17 protein-coding genes are annotated in these 18,877 nt (G+C 61.1%); 12 read left to right on the top strand and 5 right to left on the bottom strand.

The window, feature by feature from the left end; translation table 11 throughout:
- Nucleotides 1-248 precede the first annotated feature (248 nt).
- The 10 genes from GFU70_RS12925 (at nt 249) to GFU70_RS12880 (ending at nt 11,967) form a co-directional block, all read left to right on the top strand.
- Nucleotides 249-620 carry a response regulator gene (locus GFU70_RS12925; protein WP_058545844.1) on the top strand — a complete coding sequence of 124 codons (372 nt, stop codon included), beginning with the start codon at nt 249-251 and terminating at the stop codon, nt 618-620.
- A 77-nt stretch (nt 621-697) separates the two neighbouring features.
- A complete protein-coding gene (locus tag GFU70_RS12920; RefSeq protein WP_153388156.1) occupies nt 698-1,990 on the top strand; it encodes a glycosyltransferase in 1,293 nt (430 codons plus the stop codon).
- A gap of 70 nt (nt 1,991-2,060) precedes the next feature.
- Complete coding sequence (locus tag GFU70_RS12915) at nt 2,061-2,966, top strand: AraC family transcriptional regulator (protein WP_058545842.1); 906 nt, start codon at nt 2,061-2,063, stop codon at nt 2,964-2,966.
- 301 nt (nt 2,967-3,267) lie between these two features.
- On the top strand, nt 3,268-4,578 hold the full coding sequence (locus GFU70_RS12910; protein ID WP_064106817.1) for an ABC transporter substrate-binding protein: 1,311 nt from the start codon (nt 3,268-3,270) through the stop codon (nt 4,576-4,578).
- 163 nt (nt 4,579-4,741) lie between these two features.
- Entirely contained in the window at nt 4,742-5,674 is a 933-nt protein-coding gene (locus tag GFU70_RS12905; RefSeq protein ID WP_058545841.1) for a carbohydrate ABC transporter permease, read from the top strand.
- 10 nt (nt 5,675-5,684) lie between these two features.
- Nucleotides 5,685-6,515 carry a carbohydrate ABC transporter permease gene (locus GFU70_RS12900; protein WP_064106816.1) on the top strand — a complete coding sequence of 277 codons (831 nt, stop codon included), beginning with the start codon at nt 5,685-5,687 and terminating at the stop codon, nt 6,513-6,515.
- A 108-nt stretch (nt 6,516-6,623) separates the two neighbouring features.
- Nucleotides 6,624-7,727: an ABC transporter ATP-binding protein gene (locus GFU70_RS12895; protein ID WP_058545840.1), complete on the top strand. Its 1,104-nt coding sequence runs from the start codon at nt 6,624-6,626 to the stop codon at nt 7,725-7,727.
- A gap of 15 nt (nt 7,728-7,742) precedes the next feature.
- A complete protein-coding gene (locus GFU70_RS12890) occupies nt 7,743-9,224 on the top strand; it encodes a mannitol dehydrogenase family protein (protein ID WP_153388155.1) in 1,482 nt (493 codons plus the stop codon).
- 304 nt (nt 9,225-9,528) lie between these two features.
- A complete protein-coding gene (xylB, locus tag GFU70_RS12885; RefSeq protein WP_153388154.1) occupies nt 9,529-11,016 on the top strand; it encodes a xylulokinase in 1,488 nt (495 codons plus the stop codon).
- Nucleotides 11,017-11,028: 12 nt separating this feature from the next.
- Nucleotides 11,029-11,967, top strand: a complete 939-nt coding sequence (locus GFU70_RS12880) for a carbohydrate kinase family protein (RefSeq protein WP_153388153.1) — start codon at nt 11,029-11,031, stop codon at nt 11,965-11,967.
- A gap of 78 nt (nt 11,968-12,045) precedes the next feature.
- Here the strand turns inward: GFU70_RS12880 and GFU70_RS12875 are convergent, their stop codons facing one another.
- The 5 genes from GFU70_RS12875 to GFU70_RS12855 all read right to left on the bottom strand — a co-directional run bounded on the left by GFU70_RS12875 (nt 12,046) and on the right by GFU70_RS12855 (nt 15,590).
- Nucleotides 12,046-12,327 carry a DUF1652 domain-containing protein gene (locus GFU70_RS12875; RefSeq protein ID WP_058545836.1) on the bottom strand — a complete coding sequence of 94 codons (282 nt, stop codon included), beginning with the start codon at nt 12,325-12,327 and terminating at the stop codon, nt 12,046-12,048.
- Nucleotides 12,328-12,464: 137 nt separating this feature from the next.
- Entirely contained in the window at nt 12,465-12,662 is a 198-nt protein-coding gene (locus GFU70_RS12870; protein WP_153388152.1) for a hypothetical protein, read from the bottom strand.
- 50 nt (nt 12,663-12,712) lie between these two features.
- Complete coding sequence (gene ilvA / locus GFU70_RS12865) at nt 12,713-13,720, bottom strand: threonine ammonia-lyase, biosynthetic (RefSeq protein WP_153388151.1); 1,008 nt, start codon at nt 13,718-13,720, stop codon at nt 12,713-12,715.
- Nucleotides 13,721-14,052: 332 nt separating this feature from the next.
- A complete protein-coding gene (locus GFU70_RS12860) occupies nt 14,053-15,201 on the bottom strand; it encodes a PQQ-dependent sugar dehydrogenase (RefSeq protein WP_153388150.1) in 1,149 nt (382 codons plus the stop codon).
- A 47-nt stretch (nt 15,202-15,248) separates the two neighbouring features.
- Nucleotides 15,249-15,590, bottom strand: a complete 342-nt coding sequence (locus GFU70_RS12855; protein WP_116642328.1) for a hypothetical protein — start codon at nt 15,588-15,590, stop codon at nt 15,249-15,251.
- A 262-nt stretch (nt 15,591-15,852) separates the two neighbouring features.
- On the opposite strand from GFU70_RS12855, the gene GFU70_RS12850 reads away from it, so the two are divergent.
- The gene (locus tag GFU70_RS12850; protein ID WP_153388149.1) at nt 15,853-16,743 is read left to right on the top strand and encodes a Ku protein; all 891 of its coding nucleotides are present in this window, start codon (nt 15,853-15,855) and stop codon (nt 16,741-16,743) included.
- A 32-nt stretch (nt 16,744-16,775) separates the two neighbouring features.
- The gene (gene ligD / locus GFU70_RS12845) at nt 16,776-18,743 is read left to right on the top strand and encodes a DNA ligase D (protein WP_153388148.1); all 1,968 of its coding nucleotides are present in this window, start codon (nt 16,776-16,778) and stop codon (nt 18,741-18,743) included.
- Nucleotides 18,744-18,877: the final 134 nt, after the last annotated feature.

Below are 18,877 nucleotides of genomic sequence, written 5' to 3'. Positions count from 1 at the left end.
TGCCCGAAAAACGGTACTTGGATCCACATTATCTGACGAGTCAAAGGCGCAAGTCCCGCGACGATCTACCTTATAGCAAGGAAGCGACTATCCTTGTCAGCTCTTGTACTATAGATCCTTTCTTGTACAACCTTGGGAACTTGTGCCGCCTCGCAGCTTACTCATAAAAGAGGCTCATGAAAGAGACTCATGAAAGAGGCTTTTTTTTTCGAGCCTCCCTCCCGTTCCCTTCTTCGAGAATGTCTACTATGTCCACCCCCCCTCCCGCCACCCCGTCCACCATCCTGGTCGTCGAAGACGATGACATCGTGCGGATGTTGATCGTCGACGTACTGGAGGAGTTGGAATACCGGGTCCTGGAGGCGGACGGTTGTGAGCAGGCGCTGGCATTTTTGCGCAACGACGCGCAGCCCATCGCACTGATGATGACCGACGTCGGCCTGCCGGTCATGGACGGGCGCGAATTGGCGAAACAGGCCCGGGCCGTGCGGCCACAGCTGCCTGTGCTGTTTGCCAGCGGTTATGCCGAAAGCATCGATGTGCCTGACGGCATGTCGGTGATTGGCAAGCCCTTCTCCATCGATCAATTACGGGACAAGGTCAAACGCATTCTTGCTTGAGCCCCGGCCGATTCTTGGTCACTATCGGCGCCCCGCGCGCCGACGGCGCCTGATTCGCTTCGAGGAACTCCCTGCTCATGCATTCCCCCTGCGCCACCAAGGTCCTGGTTATCGGCTATGTCTGGCCCGAGCCGCGCTCGTCGGCTGCCAGCGGGCACGTCATGCAGATACTGGAGACGTTCCTCGGGCAAGGCTGGGACATCACCTTCAGCAGTCCGGCGGGTCCCGGCGAGCAGCGTGCCGACCTGCTCGCGCTGGGTATCCGTGAAGTGCCGATCGAACTCAATGACAGCAGCTTCGACGCCTTCATCAGCACGCTTGCGCCGGACATCGTGCTGTTTGACCAATTCATGATGGAAGAACAGTTCGGCTGGCGGGTCGAGAAGCACTGCCCCGGCGCCCTGCGGGTACTGGAGACGTCAGATTTGCAGAGCCTGCGCCACGCCCGGCATCAGCGCTTGAAGGACCGCCTGAAGCGCGATGAGTCTTGCCAGGATTTCAGCGACCTCTTCGCCCCGCCCCTGGGCGAGGAGTTCCAGCGGATGGCCGACACCGACCTGGCCAAGCGGGAAATCGCGGCACTGTATCGCTGCGACCTCAACCTGATGGTGTCCGAGGTTGAAATCGAACTGTTGGTGGAACACTTCAAGTTGCCCCGCAACCTGTTGCACTGGTGCCCGTTGATGCTGGACCTGCCCGACGAACAGTCGGTGCCGTTCGAAGACCGGGCGCATTTCCTGAGCATCGGCAACTTTCGCCACGCGCCGAACTGGGACGCCGTGCTCTGGATGAAAAACGCCATCTGGCCACTGATCCGCCAACAATTGCCCGGCGCGCAGCTGCACCTGTACGGCGCCTACACCCCGCCCAAGGCCGCCGCGCTGCACAACCCGGCCCAGGGCTTTCATATCATGAACTGGGCCGAGGACGCCTTGCAGGTGATGTCGGCGGCACGCATCTGCCTGGCGCCGCTGCGTTTCGGCGCTGGCATCAAGGGCAAGCTGATCGATGCCATGCTCTGCGGCACCCCCAACGTCACCACACCCGTGGGGGCCGAAGCCATGCACGGCGACATGCCCTGGCCCGGCGCGATTGCCCAGAGTGCCGAAGGCATCGCCAGCGCGGCAGTGCAGTTGTACAACGACCAGGCGCGCTGGACCCAGGCCCAGGATGCAGGCCTCGCTTTACTGGCGAACCGCTACCGTCAACAGGTGCACGGCCCGGCGCTGATCGACAGCATCAACGCTTGCCGGGCGGACCTGGCACAACGGCGCCGGGACAATTTCACCGGCAGCATGCTGCGTCACCACCAGCACAAAAGCACCCAATACATGTCCCAGTGGATCGAAGAAAAAAACCGCAACGCTTAGACGTCAGAGTGGCACCTGCCTGGCGAAGGGGGCATTATCCAACGGCGATAACAATAAAAGCGCCAGGCCCATGACCCGAACAGCCAGAATCACTGACCCCTCCTACGAGTTGATGGACGACCATAACGGGTTGTCCATCATCTACCGTCAGCACGGCTTTCCCTGCCCGCTGGTGCGCTGGCATTTCCACAAGGAATACGAACTGCACTTGATCGTCGCCAGTTCCGGCAAGGTGTTCATTGGCGACTACATCGGCAACTTCTATCCCCAGTCGCTGTTCCTCACCGGCCCCAACTTGCCCCACAACTGGATCAGCCAGGTGGCCGAGGACGAAGTGGTGCCCAAGCGCGACATGCTGGTGAACTTCACCGACGAGCTGTTCGAAAGCGGTCACCAGGTATTCGCCGAACTCAAGACGGTCGCCCCGCTGCTCGAACGCGCCCAGTACGGCATCGAATTCCGCTGCAAGCGCACCATTCGCCAAGCCATGATCCTGATGCAGCGTATCGCCGATTCCCAGGGCATGAGCCGCCTGGGGCATTTTTTCATCCTGATGGAGCTGCTGGCCGCCACGGACGACTATCAACTGCTTTCCGGCGCGACCGCGCCGCAAGCGGCGGACGAACACAGCATCGACCGCACCAACCGCGCGGTGGACTACATCTTCGCCCATTACGCCCGGGAACTGTCCCTGGAAGAAGTGGCCGAGCACCTGGGCATGAAACCCACCTATTTCAGCCGCGTGTTCAAGCAGGCCACTGGCCGCTGCTTCATTGAATTCGTCAATCGCCTGCGCATCAGCAAATCCTGCGAGTTGCTGGCCGACGGCGACAAACCGGTGACAGACGTGTGCTTTGAATCCGGTTTCAACAACATCTCCAATTTCAACCGGCGTTTCCAGCAGCTCAAGGGCATGACCCCTTCCCACTACCGGCGGCTGGCGGTGCAACGGTTGACCGAGCAGAACCAGGGCTGAGAATCTCGAATCATTTCTGTGACGGGATTCAATGTGGGAGCAAGGCTTGCCCGCGATGAAGATGACGCGGTCTCTTGGGGAACCGAGACGCCTGCATCGCGGGCAAGCCTTGCTCCCACAGATAACTTCCATCGCCACAACTCCTATCCAGTGCAAAATAGTATCAGCACAAGTGCGACGGATGATTTGTCATGCCGTCCATTGAGGGCTGTAATCAGCGCACATTCTTCCCTTCATCCGGAAGACACAAAAACAATAACTGTCCTTCTGCAGCCTTCTGGGCGCGGAAAAGGAGTGCGCGATGAAACCTTCGGTAAAAGCTCTGCTTGTCTCCACCTGCATGACCCTCAGCAGCGTCAGTTTCGGCGCACAGACCCTCACCATTGCCACCGTCAACAACAGCGACATGATCCGCATGCAAAAGCTCTCGAAAACCTTCGAGGCCGAGCACCCGGACATCAAGCTCAACTGGGTGGTGCTCGAAGAAAACGTCCTGCGCCAGCGCCTGACCACCGACATCGCCACCCAAGGCGGTCAGTTCGACGTGCTGACCATTGGCATGTACGAAGCTGCACTCTGGGGTGCCAAGGGCTGGCTGGAGCCGATGAAAGACCTGCCGGCTTCCTACGACCTGGACGACGTCTTCCCTTCCGTGCGCGATGGCTTGTCAGTCAAAGGCTCGCTGTACGCCCTGCCGTTCTATGCCGAAAGCTCGATCACCTATTACCGCACCGACCTGTTCAAGGACGCCGGGCTGACGATGCCCGAACACCCGACCTGGACCCAGATCGGTGAGTTCGCCGAAAAACTCACCGACAAATCCAAGGAACAATATGGCCTGTGCCTGCGGGGCAAGGCCGGTTGGGGCGAGAACATGGCGCTCATCACCACCTTGGCCAACGGTTATGGCGCGCGCTGGTTCGATGAAAAATGGCAGCCGCAATTCAATGGGCCCGAGTGGAAAGAGGCACTCAATTTCTACGTCGACAACATGAAGAAATCCGGCCCGCCGGGCGCATCCAGCAACGGCTTCAACGAAAACCTGGCGCTGTTCAACAGCGGTAAATGCGCGATCTGGGTGGATGCCAGCGTTGCCGGTTCGTTCGTCACCGACAAGACCCAGAGCAAGGTGGCCGATCACGTTGGATTCACCTTCGCCCCCCACGAAAAAACCGACAAAGGCACTTCGTGGATGTACTCCTGGTCGCTGGCCATCCCGACCAGCTCCAAAGCCAAGGAAGCGGCCACGGTCTTTACCACCTGGGCGACGTCCAAGGAATACAGCCAACTGGTCGCCAAGACCGACGGCATTGCCAACGTACCGCCAGGCACCCGTGCCTCGACCTACAGCGATGAGTACATGAAGGCCGCGCCATTTGCCAAGGTGACGCTGGAGTCGTTGAAAGTCGCCGACCCGAAATCACCTACCCTCAAGCCTGTGCCCTACATCGGCATCCAGTTGGTGACCATTCCCGAGTTCCAGGCCATCGGCACCCAAGTGGGCAAGTTCTTTTCGGGCGCGCTGACCGGCCAGCAAACCGTGGACCAGGCGTTGACCGCCGCGCAGTCCACCACCGAACGCGAGATGAAACGCGCTGGGTATCCCAAGTAAAGGCTTGTAAATATCCATTTGTGGCGAGGGAGCTTGCTCCCGCTGGCGGGCGAAGCCCGCCCTGGCGATCGAGAGGATTGCCTATCGGCATGGGCCCGCTGCGCGGTCCAGCGGGAGCAAGCTCCCTCGCCACAGGGAATGCGTCGCATAAGAGTAAGCACTCATGAATAGCTCAACAACAACTGCCAAAGCCCCCGTCGAGATTGCCCCTCCGGCACGCAAGATCCGCCTGGCGAACCCCGGTTGGTTCCTGGTCAGTCCTTCGGTGGCCTTGTTGCTGCTGTGGATGATCGTGCCGCTGGGCATGACCGTCTACTTCTCGCTGATCCGCTACAACCTGCTCTACCCCGGCGAAAACCAATTCGTCGGGCTGGAGAACTTCACCTATTTCCTGACCGATTCGGGGTTCATACCCGGCGCCACCAATACCCTGTTGCTGGTGGGCAGCGTGCTGCTGATCAGTATCGTGCTGGGGGTGTTGATCAGCGCGCTGCTGGAGGCCAGTGAGTTTTTCGGTCGCGGCATCGTCCGTGTCCTGCTGATCTCGCCGTTCTTCATCATGCCCACCGTCGGCGCGCTGATCTGGAAGAACCTGATCTTCCACCCGGTCTCGGGCATCCTCGCCTCGGTATGGAAACTGTTCGGCGCCCAGCCAGTGGACTGGCTAGCGCATTACCCGCTGCTGTCGATCATCATCATCGTGAGTTGGCAATGGCTGCCGTTCGCGATCCTGATCCTGATGACCGCCATGCAGTCGCTGGACCAGGAACAGAAAGAAGCCGCCCGCCTGGACGGTGCCGGGCCGATCGCGATCTTCTGGCACCTGACCCTGCCGCACCTGGCCCGCCCGATTGCCGTGGTGCTGATGATCGAGACCATCTTCCTGTTGTCGGTGTTCGCCGAGATCTTCACCACCACCAACGGTGGCCCCGGCTACGCCTCCACCAACCTTGCCTACCTGATCTACAACCAGGCACTGGTGCAGTTCGACGTCGGCATGGCTTCGGCCGGTGGCCTGATCGCCGTGGTCATTGCCAACATCGCCGCCATCATCCTGGTCCGGATGATCGGCAAAAACCTCACCGACAAGCATTGAGGCCGTCGCCATGACTCTTCAACAATCCCGTCGCCTGCAGAGCCTGCTGCTGGGCACGTTGGCCTGGGCCATCGCGATCCTGATCTTCTTCCCGATCTTCTGGATGGTGCTGACCAGCTTCAAGACCGAAATCGACGCGTTCGCCACGCCACCGCAGTTCATCTTCGCGCCCACGCTGGAGAACTACCTGCACATCAACGAGCGCAGCAACTACTTCAGCTTCGCCTGGAACTCGGTGGTGATTTCCTTCAGCGCCACCGCCCTGTGCCTGCTGATCGCGGTGCCGGCGGCCTACTCCATGGCGTTCTATGAAACCCAGCGCACCAAAGGCACGTTGTTGTGGATGCTCTCCACCAAGATGCTGCCGCCAGTGGGCGTGCTGATGCCGATCTACCTGCTGGCCAAGCAGTTTGGCCTGCTGGACACGCGCACCGCGTTGATCATCATCTACACCTTGATCAACCTGCCCATCGTGGTCTGGATGATTTACACCTACTTCAAGGACATCCCTCGCGACATCCTCGAAGCCGCACGCCTGGATGGCGCCACGCTCTGGCAGGAAATGGTCCGCGTGCTGCTGCCGATTGCCAAGGGCGGCCTGGCGTCCACCGTGCTGCTGTCGCTGATCCTGTGCTGGAACGAGGCCTTCTGGTCGCTGAATCTCACCTCTTCCAAAGCCGCGCCACTGACGGCGTTGATCGCCTCTTACTCCAGCCCGGAAGGTTTGTTCTGGGCCAAATTGTCGGCCGTCTCGACCCTGGCCTGCGCGCCGATCCTGATCTTTGGCTGGATCAGCCAGAAACAGCTGGTGCGCGGTTTGTCCTTCGGCGCGGTGAAATGAACCGCCAATTCGCCAGCTCCTACCCAATCCCTGTAGGAGCTGTCGAGTGCAACGAGGCTGCGATCTTTCCCAGCCAACTGAATAAATAACAAGTGGAGGCCCATCATCATGGCCAACCTGAAAATAAAGAATCTGCAAAAGGGCTTCGAAGGCTTCTCCATCATCAAGGGCATCGACCTTGAGGTAAACGACCGCGAGTTCGTGGTCTTCGTCGGCCCGTCGGGCTGTGGCAAGTCCACGCTGCTGCGGTTGATCGCCGGCCTTGAAGAGGTCAGCGAGGGCACCATCGAACTGGACGGCCGGGACATCACCGAAGTCAGCCCGGCCAAGCGCGACCTGGCGATGGTGTTCCAGACCTACGCCTTGTACCCGCACATGAGCGTACGCAAGAACATGTCCTTCGCCCTTGACCTGGCCGGTGTGCCCAAGGCCGAGGTCGAGAAGAAGGTCAACGAAGCCGCGCGCATCCTCGAACTGGGGCCGATGCTCGAGCGCAAGCCCAAGCAACTGTCCGGTGGCCAGCGCCAACGGGTGGCGATCGGCCGGGCCATCGTGCGCAACCCGAAAATCTTCCTGTTCGACGAACCGCTGTCCAACCTCGACGCCGCCCTGCGGGTGCAGATGCGCCTGGAACTGGCACGCCTGCACAAAGAATTGCAGGCGACCATGATCTACGTGACCCACGACCAGGTCGAAGCCATGACCCTGGCCGACAAGGTGGTGGTGCTCAACAGCGGGCGCATCGAGCAGGTCGGCTCGCCGCTGGAGTTGTATCACCAGCCGGCCAACCTGTTTGTCGCCGGGTTCCTCGGCACGCCGAAGATGGGCTTTCTCAAAGGCAAGGTCACCGGCCTGGACAGCCAGGGCTGTGAAGTGCTGCTGGACGCCGGCACGCGTATCAGCCTGCCCTTGAGCGGTGCCAGCCTGAGCGTCGGCGGCGCGGTGACCGTGGGGATTCGCCCGGAACACCTGAACCTGGCGCAACCGGGTGATTGCACCCTGCAAGTCACCGCCGACGTCAGCGAGCGGCTGGGCAGCGACACCTTCTGTCACGTCGTCACGGCGTCCGGCGAAGCCTTGACCATGCGGGTGCGCGGCGACCTGGCGAGCCGTTTCGGCGAGCAACTGAGCTTGCACCTGGACGCTGAACACTGCCATTTATTCGATGCCGAGGGCGTTGCGGTGACCCGCGCGCTGCGCGCCGCCGCCTGATTGCCGAGACCTGCGATGAAACTCAACCGACAAAACCTGCACAACCTCAACCCTGGCGTCGCCCTGCCCGCCTACCCTTTGGGTGACATCCGCCAGGGCATCGCCCACATCGGCGTCGGCGGCTTCCACCGGGCGCACCAGGCCTACTACACCGATGCGCTGATGAATACCGGCACCGACCTGGACTGGGCCATCTGTGGCGTGGGCCTGCGAGCCGAAGATCGCCGTGCCCGGGATGACCTGGCCGGCCAGGACTACCTGTTCACCCTGTACGAACTGGGCGACACCGATGACACCGAAGTGCGCGTGATCGGCGCGATCAATGACATGTTGCTGGCTGAAGATGGCGCCCAGGCGCTGATCGACAAGCTGGCCGATCCGCAGATCCGCATCGTTTCGCTGACAATTACCGAAGGTGGCTATTGCATCGACGACAGCAACGGCGAGTTCATGGCCCACCTGCCGCAGATCCAGCACGACCTGGCCCATCCTGACGCGCCGACAACCGTCTTCGGCTTCCTCTGCGCCGCCCTGGCCAAGCGCCGCGCGGCCGGCACCCCGGCGTTCACCTTGATGTCCTGCGATAACCTGCCTCACAACGGCGCCGTGACCCGCAAGGCATTACTGGCCTTCGCCGCGTTGCGCGACGCGGAGCTGGGGCAGTGGATCGACCGCAACGTCAGTTTCCCCAATGCCATGGTCGATCGCATCACGCCCATGACCAGCGTGGCCCATCGCCTGCAACTGCATGACGAACATGGCATCGACGACGCCTGGCCGGTGGTCTGCGAACCGTTCGTGCAATGGGTCCTGGAAGACAAGTTCGTCAACGGTCGCCCGGCCTGGGAAAAGGTCGGCGTGCAATTCACCGATGACGTCACACCCTATGAAGAGATGAAAATCAAGCTGCTCAACGGCAGCCACCTGGCGTTGACCTACCTGGGCTTTCTCAAGGGTTATCGCTTCGTCCACGAGACCATGAACGATCCGCTGTTCGTGCGTTACATGCGCGCCTACATGGACCTGGACGTGACGCCGCAACTGGCGCCAGTGCCGGGCATCGACCTGACCGACTACAAGAACACCCTGGTGGAGCGTTTTTCCAACCAAGCGATTGCCGACCAGTTGGAGCGGGTCTGTTCGGACGGCTCGTCGAAGTTTCCAAAATTCACGGTGCCGACCATCAACCGCTTGATCGCCGACGGTAGCGAAACCCGCCGCGCGGCGCTGGTGGTAGCCGCCTGGGCCGTCTACTTGAAGGGCGTGGACGAGAACGGCGTGACGTATTCAATCCCGGACCCACGGGCAGCGTTCTGCCAGGCACTGGTGGCCGATGATGCGCTGGTGACCCAGCGGGTGCTGGAGGTGGAAGAAATCTTTGGCACCGCCATTCCCCGCTCGCCGGAGTTCGTGGCAGCATTCGAATGGTGCTGCAATAGCCTGCGCGAGCACGGGGTAACGCGAACGCTTGAGCGGGTACTGGCTGACGTGAATTAAGCTCGACACGATCCACTCTTGTGGCAAGGGGCAAGCTCACACTGCCCCAAAAACTGTATAGGCGCCGTGTAGGAGCTGTGTAGAGCCGTGTAGGAGCTGTGTAGGAGCTGTGTAGGAGCTGTCGAGTGCAACGAGGCTGCGATCTCTCCCCAGACACTTGAATCCCAAGCGAAAGATCAAAAGATCAAAAGATCAAAAGATCAAAAGATCAAAAGATCGCAGGCTTCTCCAGCGCCTACAGAGCCCGGCGGGAGCAATCTCCAGCCACAGGTTCCATGTTTTGTTCTTTGATCCGAGGATTTCCATGGCAAACCAACAACTGTTCCTGGGCATCGACTGCGGCACCCAAGGCACCAAGGCACTGATCCTGGACGCGACCAGTGGCCAGGTCCTCGGCCAGGGTGCCGCGGCGCATTCCATGATCAGCGGCCCCAACGGATGCCGCGAACAAGACACCCAGCAATGGCTCGATGCATTCACCCTGGCGACTCACCAGGCCTTGGCAACCGCCGGGGTCGATGGCCAGGCGATCCTCGGCATCGGCGTTTCCGGCCAGCAACACGGCCTGGTGTTGCTCGACGACCAAGGCCAGGTGCTGCGCCCGGCCAAGCTGTGGTGCGACACCGAGACAACGCCGGAAAACGATCGGCTCCTGACGTACCTGGGCGGTGAAGACGGCAGCCTCGAACGCCTCGGCGTGGTGATCGCGCCGGGCTACACGGTTTCCAAGCTGCTCTGGACACGGGAGCAGCACCCCGAGGTTTTCGAACGCATCGCCAGCGTCCTGCTGCCCCATGACTTCCTCAACTACTGGCTCACCGGCCGCCATTGCAGCGAATACGGCGACGCCTCGGGAACCGGCTATTTCAACGTACGCACCCGCCAATGGGACATGCAACTGTTACAACACATCGACCCCAGCGCACGCTTGCAAGCGGCACTGCCGGAACTGATCGAGGCCCATCAGCCGGTCGGACGCCTCCTGCCGGCCATTGCTGCGCACCTGGGCATCAACCCCGAGGCGGTGGTGGCCAGTGGCGGTGGCGACAACATGATGGGCGCCATCGGCACCGGGAACATCCAGCCCGGTGTGATCACCATGAGCCTCGGCTCCTCCGGCACGGTCTACGCCTATGCCGCCGAACCGGCGGTCAGCCCACAGCCGTCCGTGGCGACGTTCTGCTCCTCCAGCGGTGGCTGGCTGCCGCTGATCTGCACCATGAACCTGACCAACGCCACCGGGGCGATTCGCGAACTGCTAGCGCTGGACATCGACACGTTCAACGCCCTGGTCGCCCAGGCTCCGATTGGCGCCGAGGGTGTGTGCATGCTGCCGTTCCTCAACGGTGAGCGCGTTCCCGCCCTGCCCCATGCCACCGGCAGCCTGCTGGGCCTGACCACTACCAACCTGACCCGGGCCAACCTGTGTCGCGCCGTGGTCGAAGGCACGACCTTCGGTTTGCGCTATGGCTTGGACCTGCTGCGGGCCAACGGACTCCAGGCCCAGAGCATTCGCCTGATCGGCGGTGGCTCGAAGAGCGCACAGTGGCGGCAGATCGTCGCCGACATCATGGACACCACGGTCATTTGCACCGAACAGAGCGAAGCCGCTGCCTTGGGGGCGGCGATCCAGGCGGCATGGTGCCACTCCGGTTCACAGACAGGCCTGGCCGAGCTGTGCGAGCGCTGCGTCAAGCTCGACCCGGCCAGCGAAACCCGGCCAATCGCCGCGCATGTCGCGGCGTCGCAGCAGGCTTATGAACGTTATCGACAACACGTCGCAACCCTTTGAGAGCGGGCAACTATGTATTTGGTGTGTGGTGAAGCACTGTTTGATTTTTTCAGTGAAACCGAGGCGGATGGCCCAGCCTCGCAAGTGAACTACAAGGCCATTGCCGGCGGTTCACCATTCAACGTGGCCGTAGGGCTGCGCCGCCTGGGTGTTGAGTCGGCGCTGTTTACCGGGCTGTCCACCGACTACCTGGGCCGGCGCTTGCGGCAGGTGCTGCTCAATGAAGGTGTCAGCGCCCAATACCTGGTGGACTTCGACGCACCGACCACCCTGGCGATGGTTGCCGTAGGCGCCAATGGTTCGCCCCACTACAGTTTTCGCGGCGAAGGCTGTGCGGACCGACAACTGACCCTGGCCCATATACCAGGCCTGAGCCCCGAAGTGCGCGGCTTGCATTTCGGCTCGTTCTCGCTGGTGGTCCAGCCCATCGCCGACACCCTCCTGGCCCTGATGCAACGCGAAAGCGGCCGGCGCCTGATCAGCCTCGACCCCAACGTGCGGCTCAACCCGCAGCCGGATATCGAACTGTGGCGCTCACGGATTGCGACGCTGGTGCAATATGCCGACCTGATCAAGGTCAGTGACGAAGACCTGGAGCTGCTCTACCCCGGGAAGGAGCCGGAGGCCATCATCGGAGGTTGGCTGGGGAACCGCTGCCAATTGGTCTTCCTGACCCGTGGTGGCGAGGGCGCTACGGTCTTCAGTCGCCAACACGGCTCATGGTCGCTGCCGTCCTGTCCGGTGAAGATCGCCGATACCGTAGGTGCAGGCGACACGTTCCAGGCCGCGCTGATTGCATGGCTGACGGAACAACGATTGGATTCGGTCGAGGGCTTGCACACCCTGACCCGGGAACAGATCAGCACAATGCTTGAGTTTGCCATTCGTGCCGCCGCCCTGACTTGCGGCAAAACCGGGCCAGACCTGCCCTACAGGCAACAACTGGACTGAATGACACATCGCAGAAAAACTGGACGCCGGGTTCGGACATGACCGGACCCGAGCGTCAGGCTTACAACAAGGCCGTCATCAGCGCCCGGTCATCCGGTGGTGTTGCTGATGAAAGTGATTGCCAGCGGCAGGGTTGTGATCGAGCTCGGTACGCAACTCGGCGATCAGGTCGTTGATGGCCCGGCAACCGATGAGTTTATTGGCGTCGATATCGGTCTTGACCAAGGCCACGCGATCGGTTTGGTGATCGTCGTAAATCTTGACCGTCATCTTAAGCTCAGGTGACAAGGTGCATTGCGAGCGCTTGGGCAACAAGCTGCTTTCAATGATGTTTCGCATTTCGAGGGCAGATAGAAACATGGCGACTCTCTCCTGTTGAGGCGGCCAACTTATGTTCACGCCGGCGGTATTTTCGTCCGTTTTCTTCCCTGCGGACTGGGACTACGAATACCGTGCCGTTCGTTCGTTCTTTCCAGCATTTTCAGTCATTGAGTTCGTCAGGCGAACTCTTGCATCATCCCGCAAGAAGCATGCCTGTATTGACGACCTTGCGGATTGATCTGAATCAAGCGTTTAGCTTCTCCTGCGCCAAAGAGCTCGTGCAAAATGCAAGAAAAGGCTGTTTTTTCCATGCAAAGTGCAATCGCTTCTGGTCCTGTTCGCAAACCAGAGTAGTCCCGAATGCGGCGACGCAAGCGGGTATCCGTCGCATGGTTCGAAAAAAGTGTGACTTGGCGTAAAAAACTCAAATCGCGCCCACCGCCGCACGCTCGGCCACGTGGCGCAAACTGTCGAAATTGATGTTGGCACCGGAGTCGATCGCCACCAGCGTCTGGCCTCGCGCCCCCGTATGCGCCACGTACTGCTTGATGCCTGCCACCGCCAGTGCGCCCGACGGTTCGGTGATGGAACGGGTATCGTCATAGATGTCCTTGATCGCGGCGCACAGTTGGTCGTTGCTCACGGTCATCACTTCATCGACGCAGAAACGGCAGATATCGAAGCCATGGACGCCGATCTGCGCCACGGCCACGCCATCGGCGAAGGTTCCCACTTCTGGCAAGGTTACTCGCTCGCCGGCTGCCAGCGCCGCCTGGAGACAGGCAGAATGCTGCGACTCGACGCCGACGATGCGTACTTCCGGGCGCAGGTACTTGACGTAGGCCGCGATCCCGGCGATCAGCCCACCGCCGCCGACCGGGACGAAAATCGCATCCAGCTGGCCGGGGTGCTGGCGCAGGATTTCCATGGCAACGGTGCCCTGCCCGGCGATCACGTCGGGGTCATCGAAAGGCGAGACGAACTCCCGCCCGGTCTGCTTGGCCAGTTCCAACGCATGTGCCAGGGCAAACGGAAAGCTTTCCCCGTGCAGCAGCGCTTCGGCACCGCGGTTGCGTACGCCCAGCACCTTCAATTGGGGGGTGGTCACGGGCATGACGATGCTCGCCGAAATACCCAATTCCCGTGCCGCCAGCGCAACGCCCTGGGCATGATTGCCGGCAGACGCGGTAATGACGCCACGGGCGCGCTGCTGCGGAGTCAGTTGCACGAGTTTGTTGTAGGCACCGCGGATCTTGAAGGAAAAAGTCGGTTGCAGGTCTTCGCGCTTGAGCAGGATCCGGTTACCCAAGGCCTCGGACAGTGCGGGAGCCGCTTGCAGCGGCGTGCGCACGGCCAGTTCATAGACTGGCGCGGCGAGAATCTTCTTAACGTAGTGCTCAAGCAGGGCTTGCTCGGTGCGGGTAACGGTCATGGCGATCTCCTGGTTCGGGCGGAGCCCAGGAGACAGAAAGAAAAAACCCGCCTCCAGGGCGGGTTGGGTGCAGCCGTCAGCTAACCCGCCAAATAAGGAATGGCGGTAATAATGCTTGGCTGGCTGCGCAGTACGGTCGAAGTCATGGTTGGAAGTTAGCGGCGCGTTGGTGGCAAGTCAATGGCAAATAGGTAGGAGCTGGCGAGGCTTGCGATCTTTTGATCTTTGATCTTTTGATCTTTTGATCTTTCGCTTGGGATTCAAGTGTCCGGGGAAAGATCGCAGCCTCGCTGCGCTCGACAGCTCCTACACAGCTCCTACAGGGCGTTGTGTCATTTAAGTCCGACTTTGTACAACGCCCCGTCGTCCTCATCCGTCAGCACATACAGGTATCCGTCCGGGCCCTGGCGAACATCCCGGACTCGCGCCTTGAGCTCACCCAGCAAACGCTCTTCGTGGACGACCTTGTCGCCCTGCAGTTGCAGGCGGATCAGTTCCCCGGGTACCAGCGCGCCAATGAACACATTGCGCCGCCAGGCCTTGAAGCGATCATGGTCGTAGAACGCCATGCCGCTGAGCCCCGGTGACACCTGCCAGACGTGGTGTGGGCCAAGGGTGCCTTCGACGGTCTTGCCCTGGGCTTCGGGAATCGGGGCGCCGGAGTAGTTGATGCCATGGGTCGCCAGTGGCCAGCCGTAGTTCTTGCCGCGCTCGATGATGTTCAGTTCATCACCGCCCCTGGGGCCGTGTTCGTTCTCCCACAACGTGCCATTCCACGGGTTGAGGGCCGCACCTTGGGGGTTGCGCATGCCGTAGGACCAGATCTCGGGACGGACGTTCTTCTGGCCGACGAAGGGATTGTCGTCGGGCACCTTGCCGTCGGGGTAGATGCGCACGACCTTGCCTTGCAGCTTGTCCAGGTCTTGGGCGGTGGGCCGCTCGTTGTTTTCCCCCAAGGTAATGAACAGATAGCCGTCGCGGTCGAAGACCAGGCGCGAGCCGAAGTGGTTGCCCGTGGACAGCTTGGGCTGTTGGCGAAAGATCACGTCGAAGTCCTTCAGGCTCCTGAGGTCTTCGGACAGTTGCCCGCGCCCCACGGCGGTGCCGGCCTTGCCGTCTGGGCCCGCCTCGGCATAAGACAGGTAGACGGTACGGTCCTGCTTGAAGTCAGGCGACAGCACCACGTCCAGCAGGCCGCCCTGGCCCTTGGCCCATACCACAGGCACGCCACTCAAAGGCGCTGACAATTGACCATCGGCGCTGACCACGCGCAGGTTGCCCGGTCGCTCCGTCACCAGCATGCCCTCCTGGCCAGGCAGGAATGCAACAGACCAAGGGTGCTCCAGCCCCTTGGCCACGGTGGTCACTTCCACGGTGCCCTCCTCGCTCTTGAATGACTGGGTTGGCGCGGCAGCAGCCGGCATGGTGAGAGTCAGGGCAGCACTGGCGCAACATACGGCCAGGAGTGTTTTACGCGACATGCACAATTCCTTCTGTGGTGTGAAAAGCGGACGACGGCCTCCGGAACCTAGCGGCTGCCATTTTGGGTGCTCCTGGGTGGCGTAGGAGACTCGATGGTGGGACGCGGCGAACCCGATGGCTGGCCGGAGCGGGGGTAACCGTTGCCGATGCCGCCGTTTTCCAGGGTCGGTGGGCGCGGTACCGGCACCGTCGGGTTGTCATGAATCGTCGGCACATTGGACCGCGTGCCCTGCATGCTGTTGGGATTGGCCCGCCGCGTCGGGCTGTTGTAGGGATTGTTGTTGCCCGGAAGATTCTGGGCCAGAACCACGGGATCTGCGCCCGGCATGGCGGCTTGGGCGGCAGCGGTCAGCAATAGCGTCATGATGGCAACTATCAGCCTGTTCATTCGGACACCTCTTGAGTTCAGGCATATCGAAAGCACGCTACGCCGCAGGTTCGCCCTTGTTAAGCGAAATGTCCGGGTGAAGATGTAACGAAACGTCTGCGAGACAATGTGCAAGCGGGCTTGTTCGCGATGACGGCGCTACAGGCACCCTTGATGCAAGTTGCCCCACCGCTGTCGCAAGCAAGCTCGCATCCACAATGGAAACTTTTCCCAAGGCGCGAAGGTCACCAGAAAGACATCCACCGGCGAGGACGACACCACCATGGCACGGGCAATCTGGAAAGGCGCAATCAGTTTCGGACTGGTCCACATTCCTGTCGCGCTGGTGTCGGCCACCTCCTCCCAGGGTGTGGATTTTGACTGGCTGGACAAACGCAGCATGGACCCGGTGGGCTACAAACGGGTCAACAAGGCTACGGGCAAGGAAGTGACCAAGGACGACATCGTCAAGGGCGTCCAGTATCAGAAAGGCCAGTACGTGTTGCTCAGCGAGGAAGAAATTCGTTCCGCCCACCCCAAGTCCACCCAGACCATCGATATCTTTTCCTTTGTCGACAGCGAGAAGATCCCCCTGCAAAACATCGATACACCCTACTTTCTCGCCCCTGACAAACGCGGTGGCAAAGTCTATGCCCTGCTGCGCGAAACCCTGGTCAAGACCAACAAGGTCGCCCTGGCCCACGTCGTGTTGCATACCCGCCAGCACTTGGCGGCGCTCATGCCCCTTGAATCGGCGCTGGTGCTGGTGATGCTGCGCTGGCCCGCGCAGGTGCGCGATCTTGATGTCCTGGAACTGGGCGACGAGGTCACGAACCCGACCCTGGCCAAGGGCGAGCTGGAAATGGCCAAGCGCCTCGTCGAGGACATGAGCGCCGACTGGGAGCCGCAAGAATACCGGGACAGCTTCGAAGACAAGATCATGGAACTGGTGGAGAAAAAGGCCAACGAAGGCCGCCTTGAAGCGGTGGAGACCGACCCGGGCGAAGAACAACGCAAGACCGCCGATGTCATCGACCTTACCGAGTTGCTCAAGCGCAGCCTGGGCAGCAAGGGCAAGGCCACCGACAAATCCGCCGGGAAGGTCGCTGCAAAACCGACGAAACCCCGCAAATCCGCTCCTGCCAAAAAAGCCACCAAGGCCTCCCGGGGGTAAACCCTGGCGTGCGCAATACAAGGGAATCTGCCATGGCCAACGCCAAGAGTGAATCTGCTCGTTTGTCCAACGCCGAGTCTGACGCTACGACGGCCCGCAAGGCGCCTCAAAACAGCCTGCCCGAGCGCCTGTCGCCGCAATTGGCCACGCCTGTGGAAGAACCGCCCACCGGCGAATGGCGCTATGAAGTCCAATTCCACGGCTATCGGCTGCTGACCCGTATCGAACGTGGCGAAGTCCGCCTGTTCAATCGCACTCACCAGGACTGGACCGAGCGGTTGAAGCTGCATGCAGACGCCCTGGCCGGGTTGAACCTGGGGGACAGTTGGCTCGACGGCGAACTGGTGCTGCTCGATGAGACCGGCCACTGCGATTTCGCGGCCCTGCGCCAGGCCTTCGACATCAACCGCACGGTCGACATGGTGTATTTCCTGTTCGATGCGCCGTTCCTCAATGGTGTCGACCTGCGCCAGGCACCGGTGGAGCAACGCCGTGCCGCCCTGAAAAAAGCCCTTGGCAACAACGCCAGCAAGCGCCTGCGTTTTTCCGAGTCGTTTTCCGCCAGCCAGCACGACATGTTCGAAAGCACCATCGCGCTCTCACTGGACAGCGTGGTCGGCAAGCGCCTGGGCAGCCCTTATATGTCCCGGCGAAGCGCCGATTGGGTAAAACTCAAGTGCCGGTTGCGTCAAGCCTTCGTCATCGTCGGGTTCACCCGCCCCCAAGGCAAGCGCAACGGTTTCGGCGCGTTGCTGCTGGCCGTCAACGGGCCGTCTGGGCTGGTGTACGCCGGTCGGGTCGGCACGGGGTTCAGCCAGGCGCAAATCAAACAATTACACCCGCAACTGTGTGCGCAGCAGCGCGAGGCTTCGCCCCTGGCGTTGCCACCCAACGGTGTGCAGGGACGTGGCGTGCAATGGGTCGAGCCTGGCCTGACCTGCGAGGTCGAGTTCACTGAATGGACTCGCGATAACCAGGTGCGGCAGGCTATTTTCCTGGACTTGTCGAGCAATATGCCGGCCGACAAGGTGTTTCGCGAACAGCCTCTGCCAATAAAACCCACGACGCCAGAACCCAAACGCCGCAGCAAAGCCCGCGCGGCCAAAGTCGACGGCGTGACAATCACCCACCCCGATCGGGTCATCGACGGTGTCAGCGGTGTGCAAAAGGCCGAGTTGGCGCAGTATTACCTGGACATCGCTCCTTGGATCCTGCCGCACCTCAAGCAGCGCCCGGTCGCGCTACTGCGGGCGCCGGACGGTATCGGCGAAGAGCAGTTCTTTCAAAAGCACGCCGATCGCCTGGAGATTCCCCATATCCAACAGTTGGATCCGCACCTGGACCCGGGCCATGCAGCGCTCATGGAAATCGATGACATCCACGCCCTGGTGAGCGCGGCGCAGATGGGCACGGTGGAGCTGCACACATGGACCGCGACCCACGACCGGATCGAGACGCCTGACCTGTTCGTTCTGGACCTGGACCCGGACCCTTCGCTGCCCTGGAGCGCCATGATCGAGGCGACCCACATGACCTTGGCGGTGCTCGACGAGTTGGGTTTGCAGGCTTTTCTCAAGACCAGCGGTGGCAAAGGCATGCACGTGATCGTCCCCTTGGCGAGAAGTGAGGGCTGGGACGCCACCAAGGCGTTCGCCAAGGCCATCTCGCAGTTTCTGACCCGGCAAATGCCTGAGCGCATCACGGCCACCATGGGCCCAAAGAACCGCGTCGGGAAAATATTCGTCGACTACCTGCGCAACGCTCGCGGTGCCAGCACAGTGGCCGCCTACTCAGTACGCGCCAGGCCAGGGCTACCGGTCTCGGTGCCGATTGCCCGGGCCGAACTGCAAACCCTGCGCAACGCCCAGCAATGGGACATTCATACCGCGCTGGAACGGGCCAAAGGCTTGGGCGCCGATCCTTGGGAAGGCTACAACCACCGCCAGCGGATCACGGCCAGGATGTGGGAGCAATTGGATGCACAAAAACCCCACGACTGAACCCCTATAGACCCGTAGAAACGTAGAAACGTAGAAACGAAGAAACGAAGAAACGAAGAAACGAAGAAACGTAGGAGCGTAGGAGCTGTCGAGTGAAACGAGGCTGCGATCTTTCCCCAGACACTTGAATCTCA

Source organism: Pseudomonas brassicacearum, assembly GCF_009601685.2.
Lineage (GTDB): Bacteria > Pseudomonadota > Gammaproteobacteria > Pseudomonadales > Pseudomonadaceae > Aquipseudomonas > Aquipseudomonas kilonensis_B.
Note: the sequence above shows the minus strand (reverse complement) of the source record. Positions and strands in the feature narration are given on the sequence as shown.

What these genes read in the sequence shown, in the direction of transcription:
- GFU70_RS12925 (WP_058545844.1), top strand. Translation starts at nt 249, where the DNA reads ATGTCCACCCCCCCTCCCGCCACCCCGTCCACCATCCTGGTCGTCGAA.
- GFU70_RS12920 (WP_153388156.1), top strand. Translation starts at nt 698, where the DNA reads ATGCATTCCCCCTGCGCCACCAAGGTCCTGGTTATCGGCTATGTCTGG.
- GFU70_RS12915 (WP_058545842.1), top strand. Translation starts at nt 2,061, where the DNA reads ATGACCCGAACAGCCAGAATCACTGACCCCTCCTACGAGTTGATGGAC.
- GFU70_RS12910 (WP_064106817.1), top strand. Translation starts at nt 3,268, where the DNA reads ATGAAACCTTCGGTAAAAGCTCTGCTTGTCTCCACCTGCATGACCCTC.
- GFU70_RS12905 (WP_058545841.1), top strand. Translation starts at nt 4,742, where the DNA reads ATGAATAGCTCAACAACAACTGCCAAAGCCCCCGTCGAGATTGCCCCT.
- GFU70_RS12900 (WP_064106816.1), top strand. Translation starts at nt 5,685, where the DNA reads ATGACTCTTCAACAATCCCGTCGCCTGCAGAGCCTGCTGCTGGGCACG.
- GFU70_RS12895 (WP_058545840.1), top strand. Translation starts at nt 6,624, where the DNA reads ATGGCCAACCTGAAAATAAAGAATCTGCAAAAGGGCTTCGAAGGCTTC.
- GFU70_RS12890 (WP_153388155.1), top strand. Translation starts at nt 7,743, where the DNA reads ATGAAACTCAACCGACAAAACCTGCACAACCTCAACCCTGGCGTCGCC.
- xylB (WP_153388154.1), top strand. Translation starts at nt 9,529, where the DNA reads ATGGCAAACCAACAACTGTTCCTGGGCATCGACTGCGGCACCCAAGGC.
- GFU70_RS12880 (WP_153388153.1), top strand. Translation starts at nt 11,029, where the DNA reads ATGTATTTGGTGTGTGGTGAAGCACTGTTTGATTTTTTCAGTGAAACC.
- GFU70_RS12875 (WP_058545836.1), bottom strand. Translation starts at nt 12,327, where the DNA reads ATGTTTCTATCTGCCCTCGAAATGCGAAACATCATTGAAAGCAGCTTG.
- ilvA (WP_153388151.1), bottom strand. Translation starts at nt 13,720, where the DNA reads ATGACCGTTACCCGCACCGAGCAAGCCCTGCTTGAGCACTACGTTAAG.
- GFU70_RS12860 (WP_153388150.1), bottom strand. Translation starts at nt 15,201, where the DNA reads ATGTCGCGTAAAACACTCCTGGCCGTATGTTGCGCCAGTGCTGCCCTG.
- GFU70_RS12855 (WP_116642328.1), bottom strand. Translation starts at nt 15,590, where the DNA reads ATGAACAGGCTGATAGTTGCCATCATGACGCTATTGCTGACCGCTGCC.
- GFU70_RS12850 (WP_153388149.1), top strand. Translation starts at nt 15,853, where the DNA reads ATGGCACGGGCAATCTGGAAAGGCGCAATCAGTTTCGGACTGGTCCAC.
- ligD (WP_153388148.1), top strand. Translation starts at nt 16,776, where the DNA reads ATGGCCAACGCCAAGAGTGAATCTGCTCGTTTGTCCAACGCCGAGTCT.